At 66.6% G+C, this 25,053-nt stretch carries 21 protein-coding genes; 7 read left to right on the plus strand and 14 right to left on the minus strand.

Features of this window, described 5'->3' with window-relative positions:
* Together ACIBCN_RS27085 and ACIBCN_RS27090 are read left to right on the plus strand one after the other, a co-directional pair.
* Window positions 1-408 (plus strand): MerR family transcriptional regulator, encoded by a 408-nt coding sequence (locus tag ACIBCN_RS27085; RefSeq protein WP_396994483.1) that lies wholly within the window; start codon window positions 1-3, stop codon window positions 406-408.
* Between the two features lie 143 nt (window positions 409-551).
* Window positions 552-2,288 (plus strand): alpha/beta fold hydrolase, encoded by a 1,737-nt coding sequence (locus ACIBCN_RS27090; RefSeq protein WP_396994484.1) that lies wholly within the window; start codon window positions 552-554, stop codon window positions 2,286-2,288.
* Window positions 2,289-2,305: 17 nt separating this feature from the next.
* On the opposite strand, the gene ACIBCN_RS27095 is transcribed toward ACIBCN_RS27090, so the two are convergent.
* The 8 genes from ACIBCN_RS27095 to ACIBCN_RS27130 are packed head-to-tail and all read right to left on the minus strand — an operon-like array spanning window position 2,306 to window position 11,638.
* Window positions 2,306-3,883, minus strand: coding sequence for a carboxylesterase/lipase family protein (locus ACIBCN_RS27095; RefSeq protein ID WP_396994485.1), 1,578 nt, complete (start codon window positions 3,881-3,883; stop codon window positions 2,306-2,308).
* Between the two features lie 10 nt (window positions 3,884-3,893).
* Complete coding sequence (locus ACIBCN_RS27100; RefSeq protein WP_396994486.1) at window positions 3,894-4,298, minus strand: RidA family protein; 405 nt, start codon at window positions 4,296-4,298, stop codon at window positions 3,894-3,896.
* Window positions 4,295-5,932, minus strand: coding sequence for an AMP-binding protein (locus ACIBCN_RS27105; protein WP_396994487.1), 1,638 nt, complete (start codon window positions 5,930-5,932; stop codon window positions 4,295-4,297). The genes ACIBCN_RS27100 and ACIBCN_RS27105 overlap by 4 nt, the downstream gene beginning before the upstream one ends.
* 29 nt (window positions 5,933-5,961) lie before the next feature.
* Window positions 5,962-7,125 (minus strand): acyl-CoA dehydrogenase family protein, encoded by a 1,164-nt coding sequence (locus ACIBCN_RS27110; protein WP_396994488.1) that lies wholly within the window; start codon window positions 7,123-7,125, stop codon window positions 5,962-5,964.
* 2 nt (window positions 7,126-7,127) lie between these two features.
* On the minus strand, window positions 7,128-7,979 hold the full coding sequence (locus ACIBCN_RS27115; protein ID WP_396994489.1) for an enoyl-CoA hydratase family protein: 852 nt from the start codon (window positions 7,977-7,979) through the stop codon (window positions 7,128-7,130).
* Window positions 7,979-8,509 (minus strand): MarR family winged helix-turn-helix transcriptional regulator, encoded by a 531-nt coding sequence (locus ACIBCN_RS27120; protein WP_396994490.1) that lies wholly within the window; start codon window positions 8,507-8,509, stop codon window positions 7,979-7,981. Before ACIBCN_RS27120 ends, ACIBCN_RS27115 begins: the two co-directional genes overlap by 1 nt.
* Window position 8,510: 1 nt before the next feature.
* The gene (locus tag ACIBCN_RS27125; protein WP_396994491.1) at window positions 8,511-9,296 is read right to left on the minus strand and encodes an SDR family NAD(P)-dependent oxidoreductase; all 786 of its coding nucleotides are present in this window, start codon (window positions 9,294-9,296) and stop codon (window positions 8,511-8,513) included.
* A 2-nt stretch (window positions 9,297-9,298) separates the two neighbouring features.
* Window positions 9,299-11,638 carry a bifunctional salicylyl-CoA 5-hydroxylase/oxidoreductase gene (locus ACIBCN_RS27130; RefSeq protein ID WP_396994492.1) on the minus strand — a complete coding sequence of 780 codons (2,340 nt, stop codon included), beginning with the start codon at window positions 11,636-11,638 and terminating at the stop codon, window positions 9,299-9,301.
* A gap of 409 nt (window positions 11,639-12,047) precedes the next feature.
* Here ACIBCN_RS27130 and ACIBCN_RS27135 point away from each other — a divergent pair, with 409 nt between their 5' ends.
* The gene (locus tag ACIBCN_RS27135) at window positions 12,048-12,764 is read left to right on the plus strand and encodes a DUF4360 domain-containing protein (RefSeq protein WP_396994493.1); all 717 of its coding nucleotides are present in this window, start codon (window positions 12,048-12,050) and stop codon (window positions 12,762-12,764) included.
* A gap of 199 nt (window positions 12,765-12,963) precedes the next feature.
* Here the strand turns inward: ACIBCN_RS27135 and ACIBCN_RS27140 are convergent, their stop codons facing one another.
* The 3 genes from ACIBCN_RS27140 to ACIBCN_RS27150 form a co-directional block, all read right to left on the minus strand.
* Window positions 12,964-13,977, minus strand: coding sequence for an ABC transporter substrate-binding protein (locus ACIBCN_RS27140; protein WP_396994494.1), 1,014 nt, complete (start codon window positions 13,975-13,977; stop codon window positions 12,964-12,966).
* Window positions 13,978-14,106: 129 nt separating this feature from the next.
* Window positions 14,107-15,612: a dolichyl-phosphate-mannose--protein mannosyltransferase gene (locus ACIBCN_RS27145; protein ID WP_396994495.1), complete on the minus strand. Its 1,506-nt coding sequence runs from the start codon at window positions 15,610-15,612 to the stop codon at window positions 14,107-14,109.
* A 187-nt stretch (window positions 15,613-15,799) separates the two neighbouring features.
* Window positions 15,800-16,285, minus strand: coding sequence for a carboxymuconolactone decarboxylase family protein (locus ACIBCN_RS27150; RefSeq protein WP_396994496.1), 486 nt, complete (start codon window positions 16,283-16,285; stop codon window positions 15,800-15,802).
* A gap of 168 nt (window positions 16,286-16,453) precedes the next feature.
* On the opposite strand from ACIBCN_RS27150, the gene ACIBCN_RS27155 reads away from it, so the two are divergent.
* Window positions 16,454-17,368: an RNA polymerase sigma-70 factor gene (locus tag ACIBCN_RS27155; protein WP_396994497.1), complete on the plus strand. Its 915-nt coding sequence runs from the start codon at window positions 16,454-16,456 to the stop codon at window positions 17,366-17,368.
* Between the two features lies 1 nt (window position 17,369).
* On the opposite strand, the gene ACIBCN_RS27160 is transcribed toward ACIBCN_RS27155, so the two are convergent.
* Window positions 17,370-17,831 carry a nitroreductase family deazaflavin-dependent oxidoreductase gene (locus tag ACIBCN_RS27160; RefSeq protein ID WP_396994498.1) on the minus strand — a complete coding sequence of 154 codons (462 nt, stop codon included), beginning with the start codon at window positions 17,829-17,831 and terminating at the stop codon, window positions 17,370-17,372.
* Window positions 17,832-17,981: 150 nt separating this feature from the next.
* Window positions 17,982-20,222 carry a hypothetical protein gene (locus tag ACIBCN_RS27165; RefSeq protein WP_396994499.1) on the minus strand — a complete coding sequence of 747 codons (2,241 nt, stop codon included), beginning with the start codon at window positions 20,220-20,222 and terminating at the stop codon, window positions 17,982-17,984.
* A 150-nt stretch (window positions 20,223-20,372) separates the two neighbouring features.
* On the opposite strand from ACIBCN_RS27165, the gene ACIBCN_RS27170 reads away from it, so the two are divergent.
* The 3 genes from ACIBCN_RS27170 to ACIBCN_RS27180 all read left to right on the plus strand — a co-directional run bounded on the left by ACIBCN_RS27170 (window position 20,373) and on the right by ACIBCN_RS27180 (window position 23,755).
* Window positions 20,373-20,852: a MarR family winged helix-turn-helix transcriptional regulator gene (locus ACIBCN_RS27170; RefSeq protein ID WP_396994500.1), complete on the plus strand. Its 480-nt coding sequence runs from the start codon at window positions 20,373-20,375 to the stop codon at window positions 20,850-20,852.
* 52 nt (window positions 20,853-20,904) lie between these two features.
* The gene (locus tag ACIBCN_RS27175) at window positions 20,905-22,623 is read left to right on the plus strand and encodes an amino acid adenylation domain-containing protein (RefSeq protein ID WP_396994501.1); all 1,719 of its coding nucleotides are present in this window, start codon (window positions 20,905-20,907) and stop codon (window positions 22,621-22,623) included.
* A gap of 163 nt (window positions 22,624-22,786) precedes the next feature.
* A complete protein-coding gene (locus ACIBCN_RS27180; protein WP_396994502.1) occupies window positions 22,787-23,755 on the plus strand; it encodes an Acg family FMN-binding oxidoreductase in 969 nt (322 codons plus the stop codon).
* Window positions 23,756-23,795: 40 nt separating this feature from the next.
* Here the strand turns inward: ACIBCN_RS27180 and ACIBCN_RS27185 are convergent, their stop codons facing one another.
* Window positions 23,796-25,028, minus strand: a complete 1,233-nt coding sequence (locus ACIBCN_RS27185; protein ID WP_396994503.1) for an ROK family protein — start codon at window positions 25,026-25,028, stop codon at window positions 23,796-23,798.
* Between the last annotated feature and the right edge of the window lie 25 nt (window positions 25,029-25,053).

The following is a 25,053-nucleotide window of genomic DNA, read 5'->3' on the forward strand; positions in this document are numbered from 1 at the left end:
ATGCTGATCGGGGAACTGAGTAGTCGGACGGGCGTCAACGCCCATCAGCTGCGCTACTACGAGGCTCAGAAGTTGCTGGAGGCCGACCGCGGCGCGAACGGTTACCGCGAGTACGACGAGACAGCGGTGTTGCGGGTGAAGCAGATCCGGCATCTGCTCGGTGCCGGCCTGTCTTCTGAGGACATCGCGTACCTGCTGCCCTGTGCGGTGGGCGAGGCCCCGGAGTTACCCGGGTGCCCGGAGTTGCTGGCCGCGATGCGGACTCGGCTGGGCAGGCTGAACGATCAGCTGGATCGGCTCGCGCAATCCCGCGACGCGCTCGCCGATTACATCGATGCGGCCGAGCGAACGAGCGGCGAGAGCTATCCACCGTTCGAGGATGCTGACCCGTTGCCCGTTTCGGCCTGAGTTGCTGGTGCGCTCGGCCGACAGCGTGCACAAATGTCTGCGGCACGTTTCTCGTGTTCGTCAATGGAAATGCGACAGGCCTGTGTAGTTTGCTAATTGATAGCTCGGGTGGCCTTAATTCATGGAGACCAGGAGAGTCGATCATGGCAATCAGGAACTTCGCCGCTATCTCTCGGCGTGCGCGCCGGAAACCGGTGGCGCGACAGGTGGCGGAATGTCCGCATCCGCCCGCTGATTCATGGCCATTGGCGGTATTGGTCGCCGCGCTCACCCTGGTCGCGATCTTCGCGCCCGCCTGTAGTAAGTCGGAGTCGCATACTCGGCCGGGTGACAAAGCGACCGTGCAAGAGCGTCCGGCATCGAATGTGCAGTGGGCGGCGTGTGACGGTGCGGAACTCGCGGGCCTGGAATGCGCGACAGTGCAGGTTCCGATGGATTACCGCGATCAGGGTCTCGGGCAGATCGATATCGCGATCAGCCGGGCCCCCGCCAGAGATCCGGAACGGCGTCTCGGCGTGCTGTTCACCAATCCTGGCGGCCCCGGCGGCGCGGGGCTGGCGATGCCGACCGACTATGCCGAACAGCCGATCGGGCAGGTCTACGACATCATCGGGATCGACGTGCGCGGTGTCGGGAAGTCGACGCCCCTGGCTGCCTGCGCACCGATCGACGAAACCCGGTTTCCCGTCTCCTCGCGGACTCGCCCCACCGACAACGACCTCAGCCAACTCGTCGAGCAGGCCAAAGCAAAAGAAGCGGCGTGCGCGCAAACCGGTGGCGAGTTCCGTCGTTACGTGACAACGATGAATACCGCCCGCGATATGGACACCATTCGCGCCCGACTCGGCGAATCCGTCATCAATTATCTCGGCGTCTCCTATGGCACTTGGCTCGGCGCGGTGTATGGGGAGATGTTTCCCGATCGCCTGAACCGGAATGTCCTTGACTCATCGATGGATCCGCGCGTGAGCTGGCGCGACGGTGATAAGAACAACGCGGCGGCGACCAAAAAAAACTTCGACGACTGGGCCGCCTGGACGGCCGAACGCGACGCGATATTCCACCTCGGCGCGAAGCCGGACGCGGTGCGCGCCGCCATCGACACCATCGCCGCGGCGATCATTCAGCACCCCGTCGGCGGATTCGACAATCGAGACGACTTCGACGGAGCTGTCGGCGAATTCACCCGTTATCGCAAGTCCTGGGCGTCATTTGCCAAGAGCATGCATTACGTGCTCGATGAGGTACACGGTGCGCCGCCACGACCAGAAGTGGACAACAGCAACCACCACGCCGTGCAAACCGCGGATGTCCTCGACGAGGACGCGGTCACCGAGCGCGACGACGACAAGGACATGTCCGACGCGGTAAACGCTGCCGTGCTGTGTGATTGGGACTGGCCGACCGACATGGAGGTCTACTTCCGCGACATGCGCTCGGCGCGTGACACTTTCCCCTACGGCAACACCGTCGGACAACTCAGCCCCAACGCTTGCTCCTTCCATACCGGCAAGGCCGAACCGCTTGTCAAGATCGGTGCGCCGAAATACCCACGGGGACTGGTGGTTCAGTCCGACGGCGACACCCAGACCTCCTTCGTCGACGGCCGAGCCATGGCCGAAACCCTGGACAGCGTCCTGATCGTGGTGCACAACGACGGCGCCCACGGCCTCTACGCCGCCACCCCCGCGAACGCCTGCGTCAACGACGCCGTCAACGCCTACCTCCTCGACGCGAAACTCCCTGCCGCAACGGTGGAATGCGCCACCGCGGACCCGCCGATGCCGGTGCCAGCCCGCCCTGATCCGCAAAATCCCGATCCCGAAGCAGCCATCCCGCTCCTGGGCGACACGGCCGACCAACTCGCGCCCAATCGGTAGTCACCGAACGCTGGTGATCAGTGGCCGGAGAGCTCCTGCCAGATCTGGCGCGAGGCGGCCAATGGGTTGACGGCGACGGTGGGTTCGGAGTTCCAGATTCGGGTGAGTGACTGCGCGGGGGTGAATTCCGGCCAGCCGGGATCGCCGGTGGTGGCGAAGGAGATCCAGGAGGCGCGGAGTTGTTCGGACAGTCGCAGCAGGCTTTCCGGCGGTCGCGGGCCGCCGAGGACGAAGGAGGCCAGGGGGCTGTCGGTATTGCCGAGGGTTGCCGGGATGTCCGCGACGTGGCAGGCGCCGAGGATACCGCCGAGAGCTGGGCTGGCCCAGGTGAAGTCGTAGACGTGGCTGCGTCCGCCCGCGGCGGTGTGCGCCTCGGCGAGCCAGATGGCGGGCATCCGGAACATCGCGTCGGAATACATCACGGTGTAGAGCTGGGCGTCGGTGACGCCCGGGTAGGCGGCGCGATAGGCGGCGGGTGCCGAGGGCGGGAGGCCGAGATGGGCTGCGGTGCTGGCCACATCGACCGTGCGCAGCCGACTGCGACGGGGCGTCGGCGGCAAGCCGTTGCGGCGCAGACCGCGTGCTGCCATCCGCGCGAAGGTCGGCAGCCCTTTGAGCATTGTCGACGCGCTGGGTTGAATCAGGCCGCGGCCCAACGCGAACAGGGTGAACTCGTCGTGGGTCGAACCGGAGATCAGGTCGATATCGCGGGCGACTCCCGAACCGAGTGCGAGCCAGGGCTTGTCCACCACCGTGATGCCGTCGATGACCGGAGTGAAGGCGGTGATCGCCTCGGGTGTCGTCCATGCGCCGGGGTCGGCCTCCATCGCGGCGAGCGGCTCATCCTGTACGGAGAGCAAGGCGAGAGGTGTCTGCGTCGCGAGTTCGGCAACCTTGACACCTAGTGCGGCAGCGATGATTTCGGCGATCCGCCCGGATTCGTCCTGGTGGAGCAGGCGCGCGGCGGGGCTCTGCACGATGGCACGCCGGAACAGCCCACGTGCGCCGGGCGCGGTGAGCAGGGCGGCGATGGAGAGACCGCCGCCGGATTCGCCGAAGAGGGTCACGTTGTCCGGGTCGCCGCCGAAGGCGGCGATATTGTCGTGCACCCAGCACAGCGCCGCGGTCTGGTCGAGGAAGCCACGATTGGCGGGGGCGCCGGGGACAAAACCGAAGCCCTCGAAGCCGACTCGATAATTGAACGTCACCAGGACGACCCCGCCGCGAGCGAGGATCGCGCCGTCGTGCGCCGGGTCGCCGGACGATCCCGACTTCCAGCCGCCACCGTGGATCCAGACCATGACGGGCAACCGGTCACCGGCGCCGCCTGGCGTCCAGACGTTCACACTCAGGCAGTCGAGTCCGTCGGCGGGCCGCCACAGCGGCGGTGTTCCTGGTGTCAGCGGCAGCTGCGGCGGCGCGGCACTGTATTCCAGAGCCGGTCGGACGCCGTCCCAGCCGGCGACCGGGACGGGTGCCTGCATGCGGAGCGCGCCGGACGGCGCGGCAGCGTAGGGGATGCCTTTGAAGACGACAAGCGCACCGTCCCTGCGGCCTTCGACGGTTCCCGCCGTCGTCGTGGCAACAACTCCCATGACTCCACTCCTACTCTGCCCGCGGGTCCGGGATCACGGCGGTGACTTCGATCTCGACCTTGGCGTCCGGCTCGACCAGGCGGGTCACCTCGACGGCGGTCATCGCCGCGCTGAAGTCGCCGATGACCTCGCGGAAGGCCACGCCGATCTCCCGATACGCGCCGACGTAGGCATCGACATCGGTGACGTACCAGGTCATTCGGACGATGTGCGCGGGTCGCGCACCCGCCTCGGCGAGCACGGCCACGATGTTGCGCAATGCTTGGCGCACCTGGTCCGCGATGTCGTGCGAGCGAATCACGCCCTCGGTGTCCCAGCCGATCATGCCTGCCACGAACACCATTTCCCCGCGCGCGGCAATACCGTTCGCGTACCCGCGCGGCCGCGGCCACCCCGGAGGCTGCAGCACCCTCATGCCGTCGCCGCCGAATCACCGTGCACCACACCGATTTCGCGCAGCCGGAAGCGTTGCAGCTTGCCGGTCGGCGTGCGCGGCAGTGCGTCGACGAAGGCGATGGCCCTCGGGTACTTGTACGGTGCCACTGTCTGTTTCACGAAATCCTGCAATTCCTCGACCATCCCGTCGCGAGTCTCGATCTCCGCACGCAGCACCACATACGCCTTGACGATCTGACCGCGATCCTCATCGGGCACCCCGACCACGGCGCAGTCGGCCACCGCGAAGTGTCCTGCCAACGCGTCCTCGACCTCGGGTGCGGCGATGTTGTAGCCGGACGACACGATCATGTCGTCGGAGCGGGCCTGATAGTGGAAATAGCCGTCGGCGTCGATCGAGTAGGCGTCGCCGGTGTAGTTCCAGCCGTCGCGCACGTAGGCGGTCTGCCGCTCATCGGCGAGGTAACGACAGCCGGTCGGGCCGCGCACCGCGAGTAGCCCGATCTCGCCGGGGCCCAGCGTATTTCCGTCCTCGTCCACCACGCGCGCCTCATATCCGGGTACCGCGAGCCCCGTCGCGCCGGGCCTGGCGTGTGCTTCGTCGGCGGAGATGAAGATGTGCAGCATCTCGGTGGCGCCGATGCCGTCGATCAGTTCGATGCCGGTCGCCTCGCGCCATCGGGTGCGGGTGCTCGGCGGCAACGATTCACCCGCCGAGACGCATTTGCGCAGCGAGGTACCGCTCAGGTCGTGCCGGGCCAGGATTCGATACGAGGTGGGCGCGGTGAAAAGCACTGTCGCGCCGAACTTCTCGATCGCTTCGAGCAGCTGCGGTGGGCCCGCCTGCTCGAGTAGCACGGTGGAGGCGCCGACCGTCATCGGAAACAGCAGCAGCCCACCGAGTCCGAACGTGAAGGCCAGCGGCGGGCTGCCGATGAACACGTCGTCGGGTTCCGGCCGCAGGATGTGCCGCGGGAAGCAGTGGCAGATCGCCATGACGTCGCGATGGAAGTGCACGGTCGCCTTCGGCACGCCGGTGGTGCCGGAGGTGAACGCGATCAGACAGACGTCGTCGGCGGCGGTGTCGACCGTGTCGAACCGGCCGTCGTGGCGGGCCATCAGCGCTTCGAGGCTGTCGTCGGATTCGCGGTGGAAGTAGCGGACCTGGTTCAGCGTGAGGCAGGCCGCCGCCACGGCGTCGAGTCGCGCGGACAGCGCGGCATCGCAGAGCGCGTGCGTGATTCGTGCCTTGTCGACGATCTGGGTGAGTTCCTTGACCCGCAGCAGCGGCATGGCCGTCACCGCGATGCCGCCCGCCTTCATCACGGCGAACCAGCACGCCGCGAGCATCGGGTTGTTCGGAGCGTCCAGCAGCACCCGATTGCCCGGAACGAGGCCCATATCGTGCACCAGCACGGCCGCGATGCGATTGGCCTGCTGGTGCAGGTCGGCGTAGGTCCAGCGCGGTCCGCCGGGGGCCTGTATGCACAGTCGGCCGCCGTCGCCGTCGGCCAGCCGCCGGTCGAGTAGTTCTGCGGCGCAATTGAGTTGGGCCGGAAACCGCAGTTCGGGTGCGTCGAACACGAGGTCGGGCCACTGGTCGAGCGGGGGCAGGTTGTCGCGGGCGAAGGTGTCGAGGTGCGCGCTTGTCATGGTCGAACCTTGTGGGAGAGAAGGAGAAATCAAGAGGTGGTGCCGCGCAGGACTTCGCGGGCGATGATCAGTTGCTGCACCTCGGTGGCGCCCTCGTAGATGCGCAGGGCGCGGATGTCACGGTAGAGCCGCTCGACCGGCCGGTCGCTGACCACGCCGAGTGCGCCCCACATCTGAACGGCCGCGTCGATAACCCGTTGAGCGCCTTCGGTCGCGGCCATCTTGGCCATGGCCGCCTCGCGGGTGACGGGTCGTCCTTGATCGCGCTGCCAAGCGGCACGATAGGTGAGCAGCGCCGTCGAGTCGATCGTGGTCGCCATCTGCGCGAGTTCGGCTCGGGTCAGCTGGAAATCGGACAGTACGCCACCGAACATGCGTCGCGAGGTCGCCCGGGTGAGTGCCTCGGCCATGGCCTTCCTGGCGAAACCGACGGCGGCGGCCGCCACCGAGGTCCGGAAGACATCGAGGGTGCGCATCGCGATCGAGAAGCCCGCGCCCGCCGCACCGAGCCGCTGTGTCGCGGGGACTCGGCAGCCGTCGAAGCGCAGCCGTGCCAGCGGATGCGGGGCGATCACGTCGATGCGTTCGGCGATATGCAGGCCGGGAGTGTCCGCGTCGACGATGAAGGCCGAGATGCCCTGTGCGCCTTCGGCTTCCCCGGTGCGCGCGAACACCACGTAGAAGTCCGCGATGCCGCCGTTGGAGATCCAGGTCTTCTCCCCGTCGATGACGAACCCGTCCCTGTCGGCGCGGGCGGCGCACGACAGTGCGGCGGCGTCGGACCCCGCGTCGGACTCCGAGAGCGCGAACGCCGCGATCGCGGCACCGGCCGCCACCCGTGGCAGATAGTGCCGCTTCTGCTCGTCGGTACCTGCGAGGCTGATCGCGCCGGAGCCGAGTCCCTGCATGGCGAAGGCGAAGTCGGCGAGCGCGTTGTGTTCGGCGAGGATCTCGCGGGCCAGACAGATGGCGCGCGTGTCGATCTGGTCGCGGCTGCCGCCGAACTCCGTGCCTGCGACGGTGTGTCGAAGCCAGCCCGCGTCGCCGAGCGCGCGAACCAGCCGACGACATCGGGCGTCGACGTCGGTACTGGTGCCGTTGTTCAGGTGACCCGCGGCCCAGTCCTGCAGTGCGGCGGCCAGCTTCCGGTGCTCGTCCTCGAAAAACGGCCAGTCCCAGTGATCTTCGGACATGGCTAGTTCCCTTCGAACTTCGGGCGTTGCTTGTCGCGGAACGCGTGATAGGCGCGTTTGAAGTCTTCGGTGAGCATGCACAGCGCTTGGGCCTGCGCCTCGGCCTCGATGGCTTGGTCCACCGACATCGACCACTCTTGATGCAGCATGGTTTTGGTGATGCCCTGGGCGAAGGTCGGGCCCTCGGCCAGCCGGTGCGCGAGCTGCCCGGCGGTGTCCAGCAGTTGCTCCGGTTCGGTCAGCTGGTTGAAGAACCCCCACGCGTAAGCCTCGTCGCCGGTCATCGCCCGCCCGGTGTAGAGCAATTCGGACGCGCGCCCCTGCCCGATGATGCGCGGCAGGATCGCGCAGGCACCCATATCGCACCCGGCGAGCCCGACCCGGGTGAACAGGAAAGCCGTTGCGCTGCGGGCAGTTCCGACCCGCAGATCGGATGCCATCGCGAGAATCGCGCCCGCCCCGGCGCAGACCCCGTCGACGGCGGCCACGATCGGCTGCGGGCAGGCCCGCATCGCCTTGACCAGATCGCCGGTCATCCGGGTGAACATCAAGAGCTCGGGCGCGGGCAGCGCGATCAACGGGCCGATGATGTCGTGCACGTCGCCGCCGGAGCAGAAGTTCTCGCCAGCGCCGTGCAGCACGATCACCGCGACGTCCTCGGCATAGGCCAAGCGGCGGAACAGATCTCGCAACTCGGCATAGGAGTCGAAGGTCAACGGGTTCTTACGGTCCGGACGATCGAGCGTGATCGTGCCGACGCCCTCGTGGACTTCCCACCGGAAATGAATGCTCGGGTAGTCGGCGAGGGTGCTGCGGTTGGCCTCGCGCAGTGCGGGGTCGAGATGTTGGGTCATCAGCGGTCCTGGTGGTTCGATACGGGGGAGTGGTCGGCCGTCGCGGCGAGATGGACCCGGAGTTGCCCGAGTAGATCGAAAAGCGCCTGTTCGTCGTCGCGGCCGAAACCGGCGAACATCTCGGTGAGCCAGCGTTCGTGTTCGGCGGCCATCTCTTCGAAGCATTCGCGCCCGAGGTCGGTCAGCCGCACCAGCGTCGCGCGTTTGTCCACCGGGTCCGGAATCCGGTCGACCCAGCCCTCGGCCACCAGCTGATCGGTGAGGCCGGTGACATTGCCGCCGGTCACCATCAGGTAGCGGGACAGCGCGCTCATCCGCAGGCCGTCGTGATGCCGGTCGAGCTGGGCCAGATAGTCGAAGCGGGGCAGGGTGGTGGCGAACCGCACTCGCAGCCGGGTGCGGATCTCCTGCTCGATCTCGTTGGTAGTGGCCAGCAATCGCAACCACAGCCGCACGTCGAGGTGGTCGCCGGAGACAGTGCGGGCCTCCATGCCGATGCGTTCGTCGCCGAGTTGGTGGCGGGTGGTCACCTCACATCACCTCCCCGCCGCTGACCGAAATCGACTGGCCGGTAATCGAAGCCGCCGCGTCCGAGCAGAGCCAGGCCGCGGTGGCGGCGACCTCGTCCGGCTCGATCAGCCGGCCCTGCGGGTTGTGCCGGGTGAAGGCCGCCTGCGCTTCGTCGGCGCTGCGGCCGGTCGTCTCGGTCACGTTGGTCACGCTCTCCTGCAACAGGTCGGTGTCGGTGAAGCCGGGGCAGATCGCGTTCACGGTGATCGGCGTGTTCGCGAGTTCCAGGGCCAGCGCGCGGGTCAGGCCGATCACGCCGTGCTTGGCCGCCGCGTAGGCGGTGACGTAGGGGTAGCCGCGCAGGCCCGCCGTGCTGGCGATGTTGACGACTCGGCCGCGTCCAGCGGCGAGCATGTCGGTGACCGCGCTCCTGGTGCACAGGAATGTGCCGGTGAGGTTGACCGCGAGCATGCGCTGCCACAGTTCGTCGGTGGTACGCCGCAGCGGCGCGCTCGCCGCCTGCCCGGCGTTGTTCACCAGGATGTCGATCGCGCCGTGCAGGAGCCGGGCGTCGGTGAAGGCGGCGGCGACGGCCTCCGGGTCGGTGATGTCGCACGCGATGGCGTGCGCCTGCGCCGACTTCGGCAGCCGGGCAACGGTTTCGGTGGCGCGGACGAAATCACGAGACAACAGGGTGAGGCGCGCGCCGTCCTGCGCGAGTCTGTTCGCGATGGCGGCACCGATGCCGCGGGACCCGCCGGTGACGAGCGCGTGCCGGTCGGCCAGGCCGGGGGTGGAATCGGGCATGGTCAGCCTTTCCCCGCCGCCGCGGCCTGCTGGCGCTGGATGTTCGCTTCGAATTGCCGCTTGGCGGCCCGATATTGCTTGGGCCAGCCGAGCTCGGTGTAGCCGATCTTGGCCGCCTCGGTGAGCGTCCAGGACGGGTTGGCCAGGTGCGGTCGGGCGATGGCGCACAGGTCGGCCCGTCCGGCGGCGACGATGCTGTTCACGTGGTCGGCCTCGGAGATCGCCCCGACGGCGATGGTGGCGATCCCCGCCTCCTGACGCACCCGGTCGGCGAACGGCGTCTGCCACATCCGCCCGAAGGTCGGTTGCTCCTGCTTGGTCACCTGGCCCGAGGAACAGTCGATCAGGTCGGCGCCCGCCTCCTTGAACCGCTTCGCGATCGTGACGGCGTCGGCCGGGGTGATGCCGCCCTCGGCCCAGTCGTGCGCCGAAATCCGCACCGACATCGGGAGTTCGGCGGGCCACACGTCGCGCACCGCGGCGAAGACCTCCAACGGATAACGCAGCCGGTTCGCCAGCGACCCACCGTAGTCGTCGGTGCGCTGGTTGGTCAGCGGCGAGATGAAGCTGGACAGTAGATAGCCGTGCGCGCAATGCAATTCGAGCCAGTCGAAGCCTGCGGCGGCCGTGCGGTGGGCGGCTGCGACGAACTGTTCGGTCACCTCGTCCATGTCGGCCCGGGTCATCGCCCGCGACCACTGGCTCACCCCGTCGAGGTACTGCTGCGGCGACGCCGAGATCAACGGCCAGTTCGGTTCGTCATCGTCGGGTGTGAGCGGTTGATCGGTGCCGTCCCACATGCGGCGGGTGGAACCCTTCGCGCCTGAATGTCCTAGCTGCATACCAAATTTCGCGTCGGTGTTGCCGTGCACCCACGCGGCGATACGCTGCCACGCTTGCCGCTGCTCGTCGGTGTACAGGCCTGGGCAGCCGGGCGTGATCCGGCCCGTCGCGCTGACACAGGTCATTTCGGCGAACACCAGCCCGGCGCCACCTTGCGCGCGGGCGCCGAGATGGACGAGGTGGAAATCGCCGGGGATCCCGTCGACGGCCGAGTACTGGGCCATCGGAGACACGATCACCCGATTCTTCAGCGTCACCGAGCGGGCGGTGTACGGCGTGAACATCGGTGGGACGGAAGGCTCTTCGGCGGTTCGGGCAACCCCGGCGCGCGCGTCGAACCAGCGTTCGTAATTTTCCAGCCAGCCCTTGTCGCGCAGGCGCAGATTCTCGTGACTGATCCGCTGGCTGCGGGTGAGCATCGAGTACATGAACTGTTCGGGTTCCAGTTGGTCGCAATAGCGTTCGCCGCACACCTCGAACCACTCCATCGCGTTCCATGCCGCGTTCTGTAGTCGTAGTGCGTCGATCGACCGGATCTCCTGGTAGTGCGTGAGCACGTCGGGCAGGTCGGCGGGGGTGTCGCCGCGCTCGCCGAGTTGGCGGACCAGCTCGATGGCGTCCTCCAGTGCCAGCTTGGTGCCGGAGCCGATGGCGAAGTGTGCGGTGTGCACGGCGTCACCCATCAGCACGACGTGGCTGTTCCCGTTGTGCAGCCACCACTGCTCGCATGTGACCCGCTGGAAGTTCTGCCACCCCGAGCCCGGCAGGTGGCGAGAGTTCGTCATCAGCTTCTCGCCCTGCAGATTGTCGGCGAACACCTTCTCGCAGAACGCCACCGACTCATCCGGGGTGGCCTGGTCGAGCCCGTGGGCCCGCCACACGTGTTCCGGTGCTTCGACGATGAAGGTGCTGGTGTTCTCGTCGAACTTGTAGATATGTGCCTGCAACCAGCCGTGTTCGGTCTCGACGAAGTCGAAAGTGAAAGCATCGTAAAGCTTCTCGGTGCCGAGCCAGATGTAGCGGTTGGGGCGTGTCACGAGGTCGGGCGCGAAGACATCTTGGTGGCGGCCGCGGATCTTGGAGGAGATCCCGTCGGCCGCGACGATCAGGTCCGCATCGGGAAACGCGCTGTCGGAGTTCACCTCTCGATCGAACTCCAGTTTCACCCCGACCTCTTCACATCGCGCCTGCAGGATGTTCAGCAGCTTCTTCCGCCCGATCCCGACGAAACCATGTCCGCCCGAACGCAAGACCCGCCCTTTGAACCGCAGCTCGATGTCATCCCAATGGTTGAACGCCGACTCGATCCGATCCGCGGTCACCCGATCCCAGACCCGCATCGTCTCCATCGTGGCATCGGAAAACACCACCCCCCACCCGAACGTGTCATAGGGCCGATTGCGTTCGACCACGATCACCTCATGATCGGCATTGAGCTGCTTCATCAACAGCCCGAAGTACAGTCCAGCGGGCCCGCCGCCGATGCACACGACCTTCATACGCTCTCCTAGAGTCGCGGTAGCAAGTACTTTACATCTAAAGCTTTAGACATCAAGCACTTTCACCGAATCGGTTGCCGAGGAGCAGCGGTCACCAGAATCTGCGGGCGCGCCTTGTGCTCGCGAACCAATCGCGGCAATAGTGCGGATGATCGGCGTACGGCTGGGCGAGGGCGCGCGGGATTTCGCCGCACGATCCATCAGCTTGTCGAACAACGCAATCCGCCGTCTACGTCTATGCGGTGACCTGCGGCCACCGCCAATGCAGTTGTATCCCACACAAATACGGCATGATCACGTGGTGGCCGCCCAACTTCCAACTTGCTGACCAGCACCATGATCGCGAAGTCCGGCTAAAGTATTAGCCGAGATGTTTCCGAATGCTCCCCACTTCTGCTGGGGAGTTCGGGTGGGCAGCACAGCTTACAGTGAGGTTAAACCCATGCTCTGCCATTGTGAGGAATTCATGTATAAGAAAATTGCCGTCCTCAGTGCTGCCATATTCGCATTCGCGACGCCGATATCGGGTTCACTGGCTTCTGGTGCGCCGACACCGGATTGGGCCGTGCCCGTGCCGCCGGACAAGGTTGTCATCGACGTCGTGACGGTCAATGGATCCGGTTGTCCACAGGGCACCGCGGCGGTCGAGGTCCTGCCCGACAACACGGCTTTTACGGTCACCACCAGGCGGTACATCGCACGGGTTGGGGTGGGTGCCAGGCCGCACGACTTCCGCAAGAACTGCCAGCTCAACCTGAAAGTTAATGTCCCGCAGGGGTTCACCTATGGGATCGCGCAGGCGGACTACCGTGGCTTCGCGCATCTGGAACAGGGCGCGACCGCGCTGGAAGCGGCAAGGTACTACTTCCAGGGCGACTCGTCGACCGACTTCGTCGACCACAATTTCAACGGTCCGCTCAATGACGTTTGGCAGACGACGGACAAAGCCGAGGTCGGGGCGATCGTTTACCTGCCCTGCGGAGAAGATCGAAATTTCAACATAAATACGGAGTTGCGAGTCTATGCGGGTACCTCGGATCCGAAGGAGACCACCAGCTTCATCACGATGGATTCCCCGGACGGCAGTGTCAACGCCACTTATCACTTTGCCTGGAAGAAGTGCTGAGTACGCACTCGTCTTTTTAGATCATTTCGCTACTCACACACCTGGGCCCGGCCCGGATCGGATAAACCTGGGCCGGGCCACAATTCGTGGTTCGATAAGTTCACCAGGCTGTCGAATATGCCGGGCTGAGCAGCTCGGTCCGCAGGACTGGCACGTTCTCGAAGAAGCGAAAAGGATGGGCGCGCATGGTGATTCCTTGTCAGGTGACTTTGCCGGAGCGTCGGATGGCGGCGGCCAGATCCTCGAGCAGCGGTGCGGTACCCGCGTGCGAGAACCGGTAGATCGGCTGCCAACTGCCGATCTGGTTGGCGCGCACGGCGGGCAGGCCCCGCCACACCGGGTTGGCGGCGAGCGCGTCCGGCGACAAGCCGGTGGACCTGCGGTCGAGCAGGATCAGGTCGGCCGGGTATTTGTCAGTGTGCTCCCAGCTCAGTTCCTCGAAGAAGCCGTCGCCGGTGACATGGTCCGGCCCGACCATCTCCACCCCCAACTCCGCGAAATAGCTGAGGTCGGCCGCGGCTTTCGGATCGGACACGTAGAAGATGCCTGGCGCGGCGGAGGCGGCCAGCACGCGCAGCCCGGGGCGTTGCGCGACCGCGTCACGGACCGCCTGCGACGCCGCGTCGAAGCGAGCCTTGGCCTGGATTGCCCTGGGGGCGTTCAGGTCCGCGCCCAGCGCATGAGCGAGCTCGGTGTAGCGGGCGATGGTCTCCGGCAGTGGCCGGTGCGCGACCCGCACCGCCGCCACATTCGGGTTGATCGTCAGAATCTTCGTCTTGCTCTCGTCCGGGATGTACCAGAGCCGTTCGGGCACATACATATCGGTGACGAGCAGGTCGGGTTCGATTGCCGCGTACTTCTCGACATTGAACTCGCCCCAGTTGTTGCCGAGCACGGTCACCTTGCCGAGGTCGAGATCGCCCCGCAGCGGTGCCAGCTCGTCCGTCGTGCGTGTTTCGCCGAAGACGCCGACGAGGCGATCCTGCAGCCCGAAGTCGGCCAGCATCGCGGCGGCGCCGACGAAGGCGACGATCCGGGACGGTATCTCCTTGGTGTGGACGGTACTGGTCCGGTCGTCGGTGAACGACCAGCCGCCCGGGCCCGTGAACGATTCGTCCTCGGGGGACCGGCTGCACGCGGCGGCGACGGCGCCGAGCCCGACCGCGCAGGCGGTGGTGAGCAGGCGGCGGCGGGTGACATGGATTTTGTCCATGGCCGCCATTAGAACGACTTGTTGCTAGTTAGGCAAGCCTCGCCTACATGAGGTTGATCACCCGTGTGCCTGCAGTATTCGACGTGATTTCCCCAATGCTGTTGCGGCGGATGATGAGCGAGCCACCCGTCAGCGCCAGCTAGGCAACCATAAATGCTGCTGCCAGGTCGACCCCGTGATCGGCATCGCGGTCAGGATCGGATAGTTCCAGACAAAGTTCGCCACGACCAATCCCAGGTACAGGCAGACCACCAGCAATCCGGTGTCACGGCGTTCGCGGGATTCAGTGACGCGTCCGAGGATCTGCCCGAGTGCGAGGGCGACAAGCATGACCAGGAACGGGGCCATCGTGGTGGCGTAGAAGTAGTACATCTGCCGGTCCAGCACCGCGAACCACGGCAACCATCCCGCCGCGTAACCGGCCAGCACGGCCAGATACCGCCAGTCGCGCCGGGTGACCGTCTGCCACAGCGCCCACCCCAGCGCGGGAAACGCCAGCCACCAGATCGCGGGCGTGCCCACGAGCATGATCGCTCGCACACACGACGATTGCCCGCATCCGGTGGTCTGCGCGGGATCGGAAAAGTGATAGAGCATCGGCCGCAATCCCATCGGCCACGTCCAAGGCTTGGACTCCCACGGATGGTGGAAACCCGCGGAATTGGTCAGATGGGTGTGCACGCCGAGCACCTCGGCATGCTGGAACCACAGGGCTCGCAACGCATCCGGCACGAACGAGAAGAACCCGCCGGTGCCGACCTGGATCCCGGCGGCGTGCCGGTTGATCGCGCTTTCGCTGGCGAACCATCCCGCGTAGGACCCCAGATACACCCCGACCGCGACGACGATCAGCGCGAACACCGCCGGTGCGGCGTCTCGCACGAGCGTGCCGGCAAACGGTCGACGCACGCCATAGCGCCGTCGAGCGGCGGCATCGAACCCTAGGCACAAGACCACGAAGAAGACCATGAGGTAGGCGCCGGACCACTTTGTCGCACAAGCCAATCCGAGCAGGACGCCAGCGGCGAACCGCCACCACCGCACCCCTAGCCGAGGCCCGAACGACGTCACCGCGACCCGTCCCGCGGCATCGGCCGTCGCCATCCGCGCCCTGACCTCATCACGGTCGACGATCAAACACCCGAACGCCCCGGTGACCAGCACCGTCAGAAAGATATCGAGCATCCCGATCCGCGACGAAACCAGCGTCACGCCCTCGGCGATCATCAGAATCCCCGCGATGGCCCCGATCATCGTCGATCGAGCAAGCCGCCGGACGATCCGAATCACCAGCAATACCAACAGGGTTCCGGCCACCGCCGCCGAAATCCGCCACCCCAACGGGCTATAACCGAACAGCACTTCGCCGAGCGCGATCAGCAGCTTCCCGGCCGGTGGATGCACCACGACCACGTATCCGGGATTGTCCTCGATTCCCGTCCCGTTGCTCAGCATCTCCCACGCCTGCAACGCGTAGTACTTCTCGTCGAAGACCGGCATCCCGCCATCGGTCGTCGAGCCGAGCCGCTCGAATCGGGTGAGGGCCGCGATCAGCGTCAGCGCGATCGTCACCCACCAGCCCCGTGCGGTGTCACCCAGCCCAGTCTCGGGCCGCACCACTGCGGTACGTGCCACCGGCCGAGCTACCCATCGTTGGACCCCAACCACGCCCCGACCCTACGCAGAGGTCTGTTTCAATGTCTCAACCAGGGGTGAAAGCCTAAGCACGATATAGACACCCGTCAGTTTTCGATCATTTCGCTGTTCGCGGGCGTGGGCCCGGCCCGGAGGGCCCTGGGCCGGGCCACAATTCGCCGGTCGATCAGTTCACCAAGCTGTCGAACATGCCGGGCTGGTAAGAACCTCCCTTCTGGTGCACGATCACGGCGAGCCGGTTGGCGGCGTTGATCAGCGCTACCAGGGCGACCAGCGCCGCGATCTGGTCGTCGTCGTAGTGCTTGCGTACCTGTGCCCAGGTCTCGTCGGACACGCCCTGGTAGGCGTCGGCGAGCCGGGTGCCCTCCTCGGCGAGCGCCAGCGCGGCCTGCTCGGCCTCGGTGAACACGGTGGCCTCACGCCATGCGGCGACCAGCGCGAGCCGGACCGCGCTTTCACCGGCAGCCGCGGCGTCCTTGGTGTGCAAGTCGATGCACCAGCCGCAGCCGTTGATCTGGCTGGCGCGCAGCGCCACCAACTCCTGGGTGGCCTTCGGCAGCGACGACTGCACGATCAGCATGCCCGCGTTGGCGAACCGCTTGCCGAACTTGGCGCCGAACTGGTTGGTGAACAGGTCGATACGGGGTTCCATGACTTCGTCCTCACTCGTGGTGTTGCACTGAACGACCATGAGATGCCGACGACCCGGTCCCTGTGACAGCCGCGGTGGCGTGACGAGCGCCACATCCGGGTGGTGTCACAAAATCGCCGCGTGCGGCATCTGGTGGGGTGACAGCTGAGAGCGAGACAGGAGCCACCCATGGCAGGTACGTCGAACACCGCGCCCGGAGACCAGGCGGACCCGGCCACCGCCACCTTCGTGGCGCACCGCAACCTGCTGTTCACGGTCGCCTACGAGATGCTCGGCTCGGCCGCCGACGCCGAAGATGTTCTGCAGGAAACCTGGTTGCGGTGGGCGGGCGTCGATCTCGACACGGTCCGTGATCAGCGGGCCTACCTGGTCCGGATCACCACCCGCCAGGCGCTCGGCCGGTTACGCACGCTCGGCCGGCGCAAGGAGTCCTATGTCGGCTCCTGGCTGCCCGAGCCGCTACTCACCGCGCCCGACGTTGCCGAGGATGTCGAGTTGGCCGACAGCGTGTCGATGGCGATGATGCTGGTGCTGGAGACGCTCGCACCGACCGAGCGGGCGGTGTTCGTGCTGCGCGAAGTCTTCGACCTGTCCTATGAGGAGATCGCCGAGGCCGTCGACAAGACCCCGGCCGCGGTCCGCCAGATCATCCACCGCGCCCGGGCGCACGTGACCGCCCGTCGGCCACGTGGCGTCGTTTCGCAGACCGAGACCCGAGACGCGCTCGCCGCTTTCCAATTGGCGATCGAGACGGGCGAGATGCAAAACCTGCTCGACATTCTCGCGCCGGAAGTCGTCTTCCTCGGCGACGGCGGCGGCATCAAGCAGGCCGCGCTGCGCCCGATCGTCGGCTCCACCACGGTGGCCCGCCTGCTCACCGTCGGCTTCGACCGGATCCGCGCCGAAATGACGGTCGAGCCGGTGCAGGTCAACGGTTCTCCCGCGCTGCTGCTCCGACTCGACGGCGAGATCGACACGGTCATCGCGCTGCGCATCGACGACGGCCTCGTCTCCGGGCTCTACTCCGTGCGCAATCCGGAGAAGCTGTCGCACATGGACCGCGAGACCGCCCTGCGCCGCTGAGTCAGTCGCCGGTGATACGCAAACGGACCATCGGCAGGTTGTGCACGGGTGTGCCGGTGGCTTGTTCGATGGTGGCGCGCAACGTGTCCCAGGCTTTCGGGTGGTTGCGGATGTAGTGCTCCAATGCGGTGGCGGCTTCCTGATCCGTCATCACTGTGGCGATGGCGGGTGCCGCACGTTTGGTGCCCGTGGAGATCCGCACCTTGGCATTGGCGCGGATATTGCGGTACCACTGGGCTTTGGTGCCGAACCCGGAGACGACGACGTATTCGTTCGCCGCGGGCCGGTCGACGACCTCGAGGACCACGAATCTGCGTGCGCCGCTGCGGCGTCCGGTGTGCTGCAACATCAGGAGCCGGGAGCCGAACAGGAATCCGAGGCCGGCCCGATAGATCCAGATCGGCGCCCGAACAAACCATCTGGTCTGCAATGCCCGGGCGCCGAGGTTGGCGGTAGTGGTCATGTCGGTCCTTCGCTAGGCCGGTGACTCTGGTGTCCCGGTCCTTGGTGCGGAGCGCACGGTCGAGTGCGGCACCGGCGATCGGGGGTATATCCGATCGTATCGAAAACGTGCACTCTGCAATAGTTGCTATGCGCATCAATTTGGGTCGGTCTACAGTCGTGCGTCGACCAGCTCAGGCTCGTCGGGTGTCCGGTCATCAGCCGGCGGCGGCGGTAATAGGCCGCGCCGTTTCGGCCGGCGGTACGCCCATTGCAGCGCGGCGGTGCCGAGTAGTCCGGCCAGCGCTGTCGCGATGCCGATCCGCCAACCCGGCGGACGCCAGGTCAGGATCACTTCCGCGTTCTCGGTACCGGCCGGAATGTCCACCGCGACAAAGGTCTTGGCTACCGCACCGGCCGGAAGTTCACGACCGTGCATGGTGACGCGGTAGCCGGGCCAGGCCAGGCGTGCGAAGACGACCCGCCCGCCGTGGACGGAGGTCACCCGGATCCGGCTCGTGACGCTGGTTCGTTCGGTGGAGGTGGCGGAGACCCCTTCGGTGTCGGCGATGAGGCCGTTGCGGGTGGAGATCGGGCCGTCCTCGCGTTCGAGGACCCAGATGTAGCGGTCGTGTCCGGGGTAGTCGACCCATTTCCAGCCCGGGGGCGCGGGATGATCGGGCGCGTCGGGATATTGGGCCCGCTGCAGCACAACTCGGTCGACCTTCATCAGATCGACGATGGCCCGGCCGGTGGTCGGTTCGGTGGCGAAGGCGCGACGGTAGGCGTCAGGGCAGGTGCTGCCGTCCCAGCCCATGCACAGGATCGCGCTGAACGCGGCGTGGCCGATCGGAGTGTAGGCGGTGACGTAGTCGAGGTTCATGTTCTTCGCGTAGTTGCCGAAGGCGAGTGAGCCGTACGCACCGGCCAGGCTCTTGTCCTCGGGGCGAAGCAGGGCTCGGTCCGCGAGTTGCAGAGTGACACCGTCGAAGTGCGGGAAGGTGGCCTTCATGTCCGAGCGTCGTTCCGGGAAGCCGTAGGACATCGGCGTCGGCGGCGCGTTGTGCACCTGGGTGTAGGCGATCGGGAACATCGCGGCGATGCTCAGCCCGCATGCCGCCGCGGCACCTCGGGTACGAGCCAGCCATACCGCCAGCGCACCGAGCGCTACGACCGCCGCGGCCGCGACCAGATGGCGGATCACCTGATGCGGGGCCGCGCTGAAGGATCGGACGAAAAGCAGGGCGACGAGAAGGACGGCCGCGATGCCGCGTCGGCGCCAGTGGACGAATGTGCCGTGGCGGCTGAGCAAGACGCACACCAGGACCAGCAGTGCGACCGCGACCATCGGCAGCACCCTTGCGGGCCAGCGCAACGGGCCGATGTTGCCGGGACCGGCGCACCACATCAAGACCGCTGTCGCGAAAAGGGTTACGCCGCAAAGGTTCTTGGCCGACGTCAACGCCGCACGCCAGTCGATGAAAGCCAGCGCGGGAATCAGGAACCAGGCGATGTAGACCATCGGCAGTGGCTGCACGTATCCCCACCAACCGTTAAACGCGGGCACGGTGGTGGGCAGGCTCGCGTTGAGCGACTCCGACCACGGCACCGTCAGGAACGGATCGTTGAGGATCCGCTCGTCGCCCCGCCAGGTCACCGGCGAGGACAACATGCCGGGCAGATACGTCTCCAGGCCCGCCAGGCCCGCGCACCCGGCGGCGAGCAGCAATCGCAGCGACGGCGCCCAGGTGCGCTGATAGATCCGTTCGCCGACGGCCACCGCCACGATCATCAGCGCGGATTCGACTGCGGGAAAAACATATTGGACCGAGATCGCCAGATATAGAAAGATGACCGTCGGTATCGGCCCGCTGCGGCCGCGGGTGTAGCGGACCGCCGAGGCCCAGGCGTGCACCATCCACGCAGTACCGGTCAGCGAGGTCGCCCAGCTGGCCTCGTCGAAGAACAGGAACCATCCGCTCAGCGGGAACGCGACGCCCGCCAGTGCCGCCCATGGCGCCCGCGCGCCGTAGGCGAGGCAGATCCGGAACACGCCGAGCGCGGCGATGATCGAGAAGATCAACTTCACCACCGTGACGTAGGCGGCGAGATCGTCGATCGACGGGGCGATCAGATCGACCAGCAGTTGCGGCGGGTTGTAGAGCCCGGCCTCTTCCAGCGAATAGTTGCCCGACATCCACTCCCACGGCACGAGCGCCGGAAACCGGCCCTCTCGCAGATACCGGCCGAGCATCACCCACATCGGTCCGTACTGGGCTTCGGTGTCGTCGGTATAGAAGTGCCGCGCGTTGGCCAGCAGCACCGCCGCGTACCCCACGACCACACCCGACACGGTGAACGCGGCCCACCCGCGTACTTCCCGCTGTGTTCCGATCTCCGCGGCTGATGTCACGGTTTCGAGACCATACAGGATAGGAGCAGTGTGCAACAGTTGCCATATGCACTAATAATTGAGCGGGCCGATTCGGGGTGTGCGCACTCCGTTGGCAAGCCGAGGCGGCACGATGGAGAGTGACCATAGCCGCTGAGATAGAGGGAATTCATGAGCCGCCGAACCGAGGAGTCGGTCGACGACATCGCCGAAGCGCTGGTGATGGCGTCGCGGTTGCTGGTCGCGCTATCGGCCCGATCGATCGCCGACGTCGATGAGACGATTACCATCCCGCAATTCCGCATGCTGGTGATCCTGTCCACGCGGGGGCCAGCCAAGGTCGCGACACTCGCGGGCATCCTCAGCGTGCAACCCTCGACCGCCACCCGCATGGTCGACCGGCTCGTCTCCGCCGGACTGATCGATCGCAACCCCAATCCGAACTCGCGCCGCGAACTGATCGTCGAACTCACCGCGCGTGGGCGCGACATCGTCGAGGCAGTGACGGCCCGGCGACGAGAAGAGATCGCCACGGTTGTCGAGCGGATTCCGGTAGCGGACCGGCACGGACTGGTGCGTGCGTTGACGGCGTTCACCGAAGCGGGCGGTGAGTCCGGGGCGGCGATCGGGCTCGACAGCTACCAGCTGTGAATTTCCTGCCTGTGTTGTTGGCATCGCGATAAAGCGGCCCCCCACCTCGTAAATGTTGCGTCAAGGGCCGTTCCTCGACGGCCTTATCGCGCTCTACGGTGACATTCAGGACATCAGTCGGAGCGTGGAGGTCTGGTTGCATCAGCAATTCTCGATGGCGGCTTTGGAACTGCACGGCCGAACCGTCGACCGGCGGTTCCGGCACGGCGTACCGGGACTCGTCCGGGCGGTCTCGATGGAAATCCCCGGGGCGATCGCGGTGTGCGACGACTCAGGCGAGCTGACATATCGAGAGCTGGAGTTGCGCTCGGATCGCGTCGCACGGCTGCTTCGCGCGGCGGCGCCGCGTGGCCGCACGGTCGCGATCGCCGTTCCGCGCGGCCCGGCGCTGCTCGTCGCCTTGCTCGGGGTGCTGAAAGCGGGCCTGCCCTACCTGCTGGTCGACCCGGGTGAGTCCTCGGCGCGGATGCGGCAGGTGACCGAGATCGCCGATTGCGCGGTGGCGTTGGTGACCGGGGCCGGTAGGGAGTTGGTCGTCGAGTGTGGCTTGCGCGCGCTGGACATGCCTCGTGAGTCCGACGCGGACGAGCTGGACCCGCTATCGGAGATGCCGTCGGATCAACCGGCGTACGTCCTGTTCACGTCGGGATCCACCGGTGAACCCAAGGGTGTTGTGGTGTGCGGTCTTTCGCTGTGCAACCGCTTGGCATGGATGCGGGACACCTTTCAAGTCGACGCCGGTGACCGGATCCTGCAGAAGACTCCCGTCACCGTCGACGTGTCCGGGTGGGAACTGCTGCTGCCGCTGATCGCCGGGGCACGATGTGTCTTCCTCGCCTCGGATGAGCACCGGGATCCGGTGTCGATCGCGCAAGCCATCGTCGCGCATCAGATCACCATCTGTCATTTCGTTCCGTCCATGCTGCGAGAGTTCCTGCGGTGGCCGGACGCCGCGCGGTGCACCTCGTTGCGGCACGTGTTCTGCGGCGGTGAGCCGCTGCCGGTTCCGGTGGCGCGGGAATTCGCGGCGACCCTGCCCGCGGCGCTGCACAATTTGTACGGCCCGGCCGAAGCCGCGATCGATGTGACGGCGTGGACCTGTCCGGACCGGCCGGAGGACATCGACGCGGTGTATATCGGCAGGCCGATCGACAACTGCGTGCTGAGCGTGCTCGACGAAGGCGGCCTGCCGGTGCGCCCCGGCGACGAGGGTGAGCTGCACATCGGCGGCATCCCGCTGGCACTGGGATATCTGAACCGGCCCGACCTGACCGCGCGAGCGTTCATCACCGCACCCGAAGGGTCCTCGGTGCGCACGCTCTATCGCACCGGAGATCGGGTGCGCCTGGTCGACGGCGAGTTGGAGTATCTGGGCCGCGTCAACGATCGAGTGACGATCCACGGGCAGCGAATCGAACCGGGGGAGATCGAACAGCGTCTGCTCGCCGATCCCGCGGTCGCCGCCGCGGTGGTGGTAGCGGTCGACGTCGATGACGACACCACCATGGTCGCCTGGATCCAGCCGAACGACCCCGATTGCGAACCGGAGGGTTTGTTTCGGCGGCTGCGTGCCGGTCTTTGCGGGCAGCTACCCCCGGCGTCGGTACCGACCCGATTCGTGCGGACTCGCCGGATCCCGTTGACCCGCAATGGAAAACAGGACCGGGCGCAGCTGCGTCGCAGGGCGGTCGAGCAGGTGCACGCGCGCCCGGCCGTGTCGGTGGAAATTCCGGTGTCGGGGGGTCCGGTGCGGCAATTGGCGCGGCACTAGCGGCGCCCAGCCGGAGGGCGCGACCCGACCTACGTGACATATGACTCGATGACAGGACGCCATTCCATGGTGACACTGGATACCGGCGTCGATCACGAACGGCCAGCTCAACCACGGTGATGCGCCATCGAACTATACCGATCGGAAGGATGGATCCGAGCTCATGGCACCGCCGTCGCCGACAATGGACACGGTCAGGATCGCGTTGGAGATGGCGGTTCGCGCCCCCTCGATCCACAACACCCAGCCATGGCGTTGGCGGATCAGCGACCGCGCGATCGAGCTCTGGGCCGACCCGCGCCGCCACCTCGTTTCGAGCGATCCGCAGCAGGGCAAACTGATCGTCAGCTGCGGCGCCGCGCTGCATCACCTGCGCGTCGCGCTGGCCGTTCTCGGGTGGTCCGCCGCCGTGACGCAGCTGCCCGACCCCGATGAACCGGACCACCTCGCGACCGTCGAGTTCGCACCGCACCAGCCGACCCAGACCGATATCGAACTCGGCGCCGCGCTACTGCAACGGCACAGCGATCGCCGTGCTTACCGCTCGTTGGAAATTCCGGCCGGGTACCTCAAGACGATCTCGCGCAACGCGGCGACCTTCGGCGCCGTGGTGCGCCACGTCCCGGAGAGCCTTCGCCTCCGATTGGTGCGGCCGTTTCAGGATGCCGTGACCCGCCATGCCGAGGACCTCGACTATCAACTCGAACTTGCCGCGTGGAGCGGCCAGCGCCGGACCGCGGACGGCGTGCCGGGATCGAATGTGCCGCAGCCACATCTGTCCGACCCGATTCCCGCTCGAGTGTTCGCCGACGCCGCGCTGATCGACAGCCACGCCGACGCCGACGCCGCGGAATGGGTGGTGGTCTGCACCCCGCACGACGACCGCCGGTCTCAGCTCCGCGCGGGCGAGACCACCAGTGCGCTGCTACTGGAGGCCACCCGCCTCGGCCTGTCCAGCTGCCTGCAAACCGAGCCGCTCGGCCTTCCCGAACTCCGCGACGACATCCGATCCGCAGTGCTCTACGACTGCGCCTTCCCGCAATCCATGATTCGCCTCGGCTGGGTGCCGACCGATTCCGCGCCGCTCGAGCGCACCCCGCGTCGAGCGATCGACGACGTGATCGACCGGTAAGTCGTTGTCGGCCAACCCTGTTCGGCGGGCCCGAGCGATATCAGGGGGTGGTGGTGCGCAGGGCGCGGCGGGCCGCGATCGATCCGAAGGTTTCGCGGTCGGCGAGGAAACCCTCTAGGGCGAAGGTGGCGGCGCCGAGGCTGGCGGGGTTGTGCGGCAGGGTCGAAAGTTGCAGTGTCACCGCGTCGAAGGGGTCGGTCATCGCGTGATGGGCGGCGACCCGGCGGGTCACGTCCAGCAGCGGCGCGCCGAGATGATCCGCGACTAGATCGCCGAAGACGATGGTTCTCGGATTGAATAGGTTCACCAGGTTGGCCACCGCGACACCGAGGTAGTGGCCGGTCTTGTCGATGACCTCCAGCGCGACCGCGTCACCGTTGTCGGCGGCCGCGGCGATAGCCGCGATGGTGGCGGCGTCGTCGGTATCGATCAGCTGGCTCGCCGGCGCGAGTTCGCGCAGGGTGCGCACGATGCCGGGCGCGCTGACGTATGACTCGACGCAACCCATTCGCCCGCAACGGCATTCGCGTCCATCGAGGACCAGGTTGGTGTGCCCCCATTCGCCCGCGCTGTTGGTGACGCCGCGATAGAGCGCACCGTCGACCACCACGCCGATGCCGACACCGGCGCGCAGCGTGACCACGATCAGATCGTCCACGTCCCGGCCCGCGCCGAACCAAAGATGCGCCGCGGTACTGGCTTTCAGCGGATTGTCCAGATACAGCGGGTAGCGCAGCTGCTCTTCGAGGAGTTGCGCGAGCGGCACGTCGTGCCAGTGCCAGTACGGCGAGAACACCGAGGTGCCGCCGATGGGGTCGACGAGCCCCGGCACGCTCAGCCCGACGCCGAGCACCTTGTCGGCGTCGGCGGCGGTCAGCTCGCCGATGCCGCGGGTGATGAGCGCGACGACATCGTCGGGTGTGGTGGCTGCGGGGTCGACCGGGATCTCGACCGAGCGCAGCACCGTCATGGCCAGGTCGAAAAGGTCGAAGTGCAGCACGGTTTCGGCGATATCGACGCCGACCAGCATGCCGCGCTCGGGATTGATCGCGAGCTGCGCGCGCGGCCTGCCGACGCCGGGCGCGTCGTAGCCCAGTTCGGCGAGCACGCCGACGTCGAGCAGCTCGGAGATCATGTTGCCGACCGTAGCGAAGGACAGGCCGGTCGCCCGCGCGATCTCTTGCCTGCTGATATGGCCGACGGCGGCATAGACCGCCTGTAGTACGCCGAACCTGTTGCGGCGTCGGATGTCGCGCGCGGTCAGCTGATACACGGGTCGGGCCTCCTCGTCCGCTGGT

Source organism: Nocardia sp. NPDC051052 (assembly GCF_044456045.1).
In the GTDB taxonomy this organism is placed as follows: Bacteria; Actinomycetota; Actinomycetes; order Mycobacteriales; family Mycobacteriaceae; genus Nocardia.

Bases quoted from the DNA above. Each gene is read 5' to 3' on its own strand.
- ACIBCN_RS27085 (WP_396994483.1), top strand. From the start codon at position 1: ATGCTGATCGGGGAACTGAGTAGTCGGACGGGCGTCAACGCCCATCAG.
- ACIBCN_RS27090 (WP_396994484.1), top strand. From the start codon at position 552: ATGGCAATCAGGAACTTCGCCGCTATCTCTCGGCGTGCGCGCCGGAAA.
- ACIBCN_RS27095 (WP_396994485.1), bottom strand. From the start codon at position 3,883: ATGGGAGTTGTTGCCACGACGACGGCGGGAACCGTCGAAGGCCGCAGG.
- ACIBCN_RS27100 (WP_396994486.1), bottom strand. From the start codon at position 4,298: ATGAGGGTGCTGCAGCCTCCGGGGTGGCCGCGGCCGCGCGGGTACGCG.
- ACIBCN_RS27105 (WP_396994487.1), bottom strand. From the start codon at position 5,932: ATGACAAGCGCGCACCTCGACACCTTCGCCCGCGACAACCTGCCCCCG.
- ACIBCN_RS27110 (WP_396994488.1), bottom strand. From the start codon at position 7,125: ATGTCCGAAGATCACTGGGACTGGCCGTTTTTCGAGGACGAGCACCGG.
- ACIBCN_RS27115 (WP_396994489.1), bottom strand. From the start codon at position 7,979: ATGACCCAACATCTCGACCCCGCACTGCGCGAGGCCAACCGCAGCACC.
- ACIBCN_RS27125 (WP_396994491.1), bottom strand. From the start codon at position 9,296: ATGCCCGATTCCACCCCCGGCCTGGCCGACCGGCACGCGCTCGTCACC.
- ACIBCN_RS27130 (WP_396994492.1), bottom strand. From the start codon at position 11,638: ATGAAGGTCGTGTGCATCGGCGGCGGGCCCGCTGGACTGTACTTCGGG.
- ACIBCN_RS27140 (WP_396994494.1), bottom strand. From the start codon at position 13,977: ATGGACAAAATCCATGTCACCCGCCGCCGCCTGCTCACCACCGCCTGC.
- ACIBCN_RS27150 (WP_396994496.1), bottom strand. From the start codon at position 16,285: ATGGAACCCCGTATCGACCTGTTCACCAACCAGTTCGGCGCCAAGTTC.
- ACIBCN_RS27155 (WP_396994497.1), top strand. From the start codon at position 16,454: ATGGCAGGTACGTCGAACACCGCGCCCGGAGACCAGGCGGACCCGGCC.
- ACIBCN_RS27160 (WP_396994498.1), bottom strand. From the start codon at position 17,831: ATGACCACTACCGCCAACCTCGGCGCCCGGGCATTGCAGACCAGATGG.
- ACIBCN_RS27170 (WP_396994500.1), top strand. From the start codon at position 20,373: ATGAGCCGCCGAACCGAGGAGTCGGTCGACGACATCGCCGAAGCGCTG.
- ACIBCN_RS27175 (WP_396994501.1), top strand. From the start codon at position 20,905: ATGTTGCGTCAAGGGCCGTTCCTCGACGGCCTTATCGCGCTCTACGGT.
- ACIBCN_RS27180 (WP_396994502.1), top strand. From the start codon at position 22,787: ATGGCACCGCCGTCGCCGACAATGGACACGGTCAGGATCGCGTTGGAG.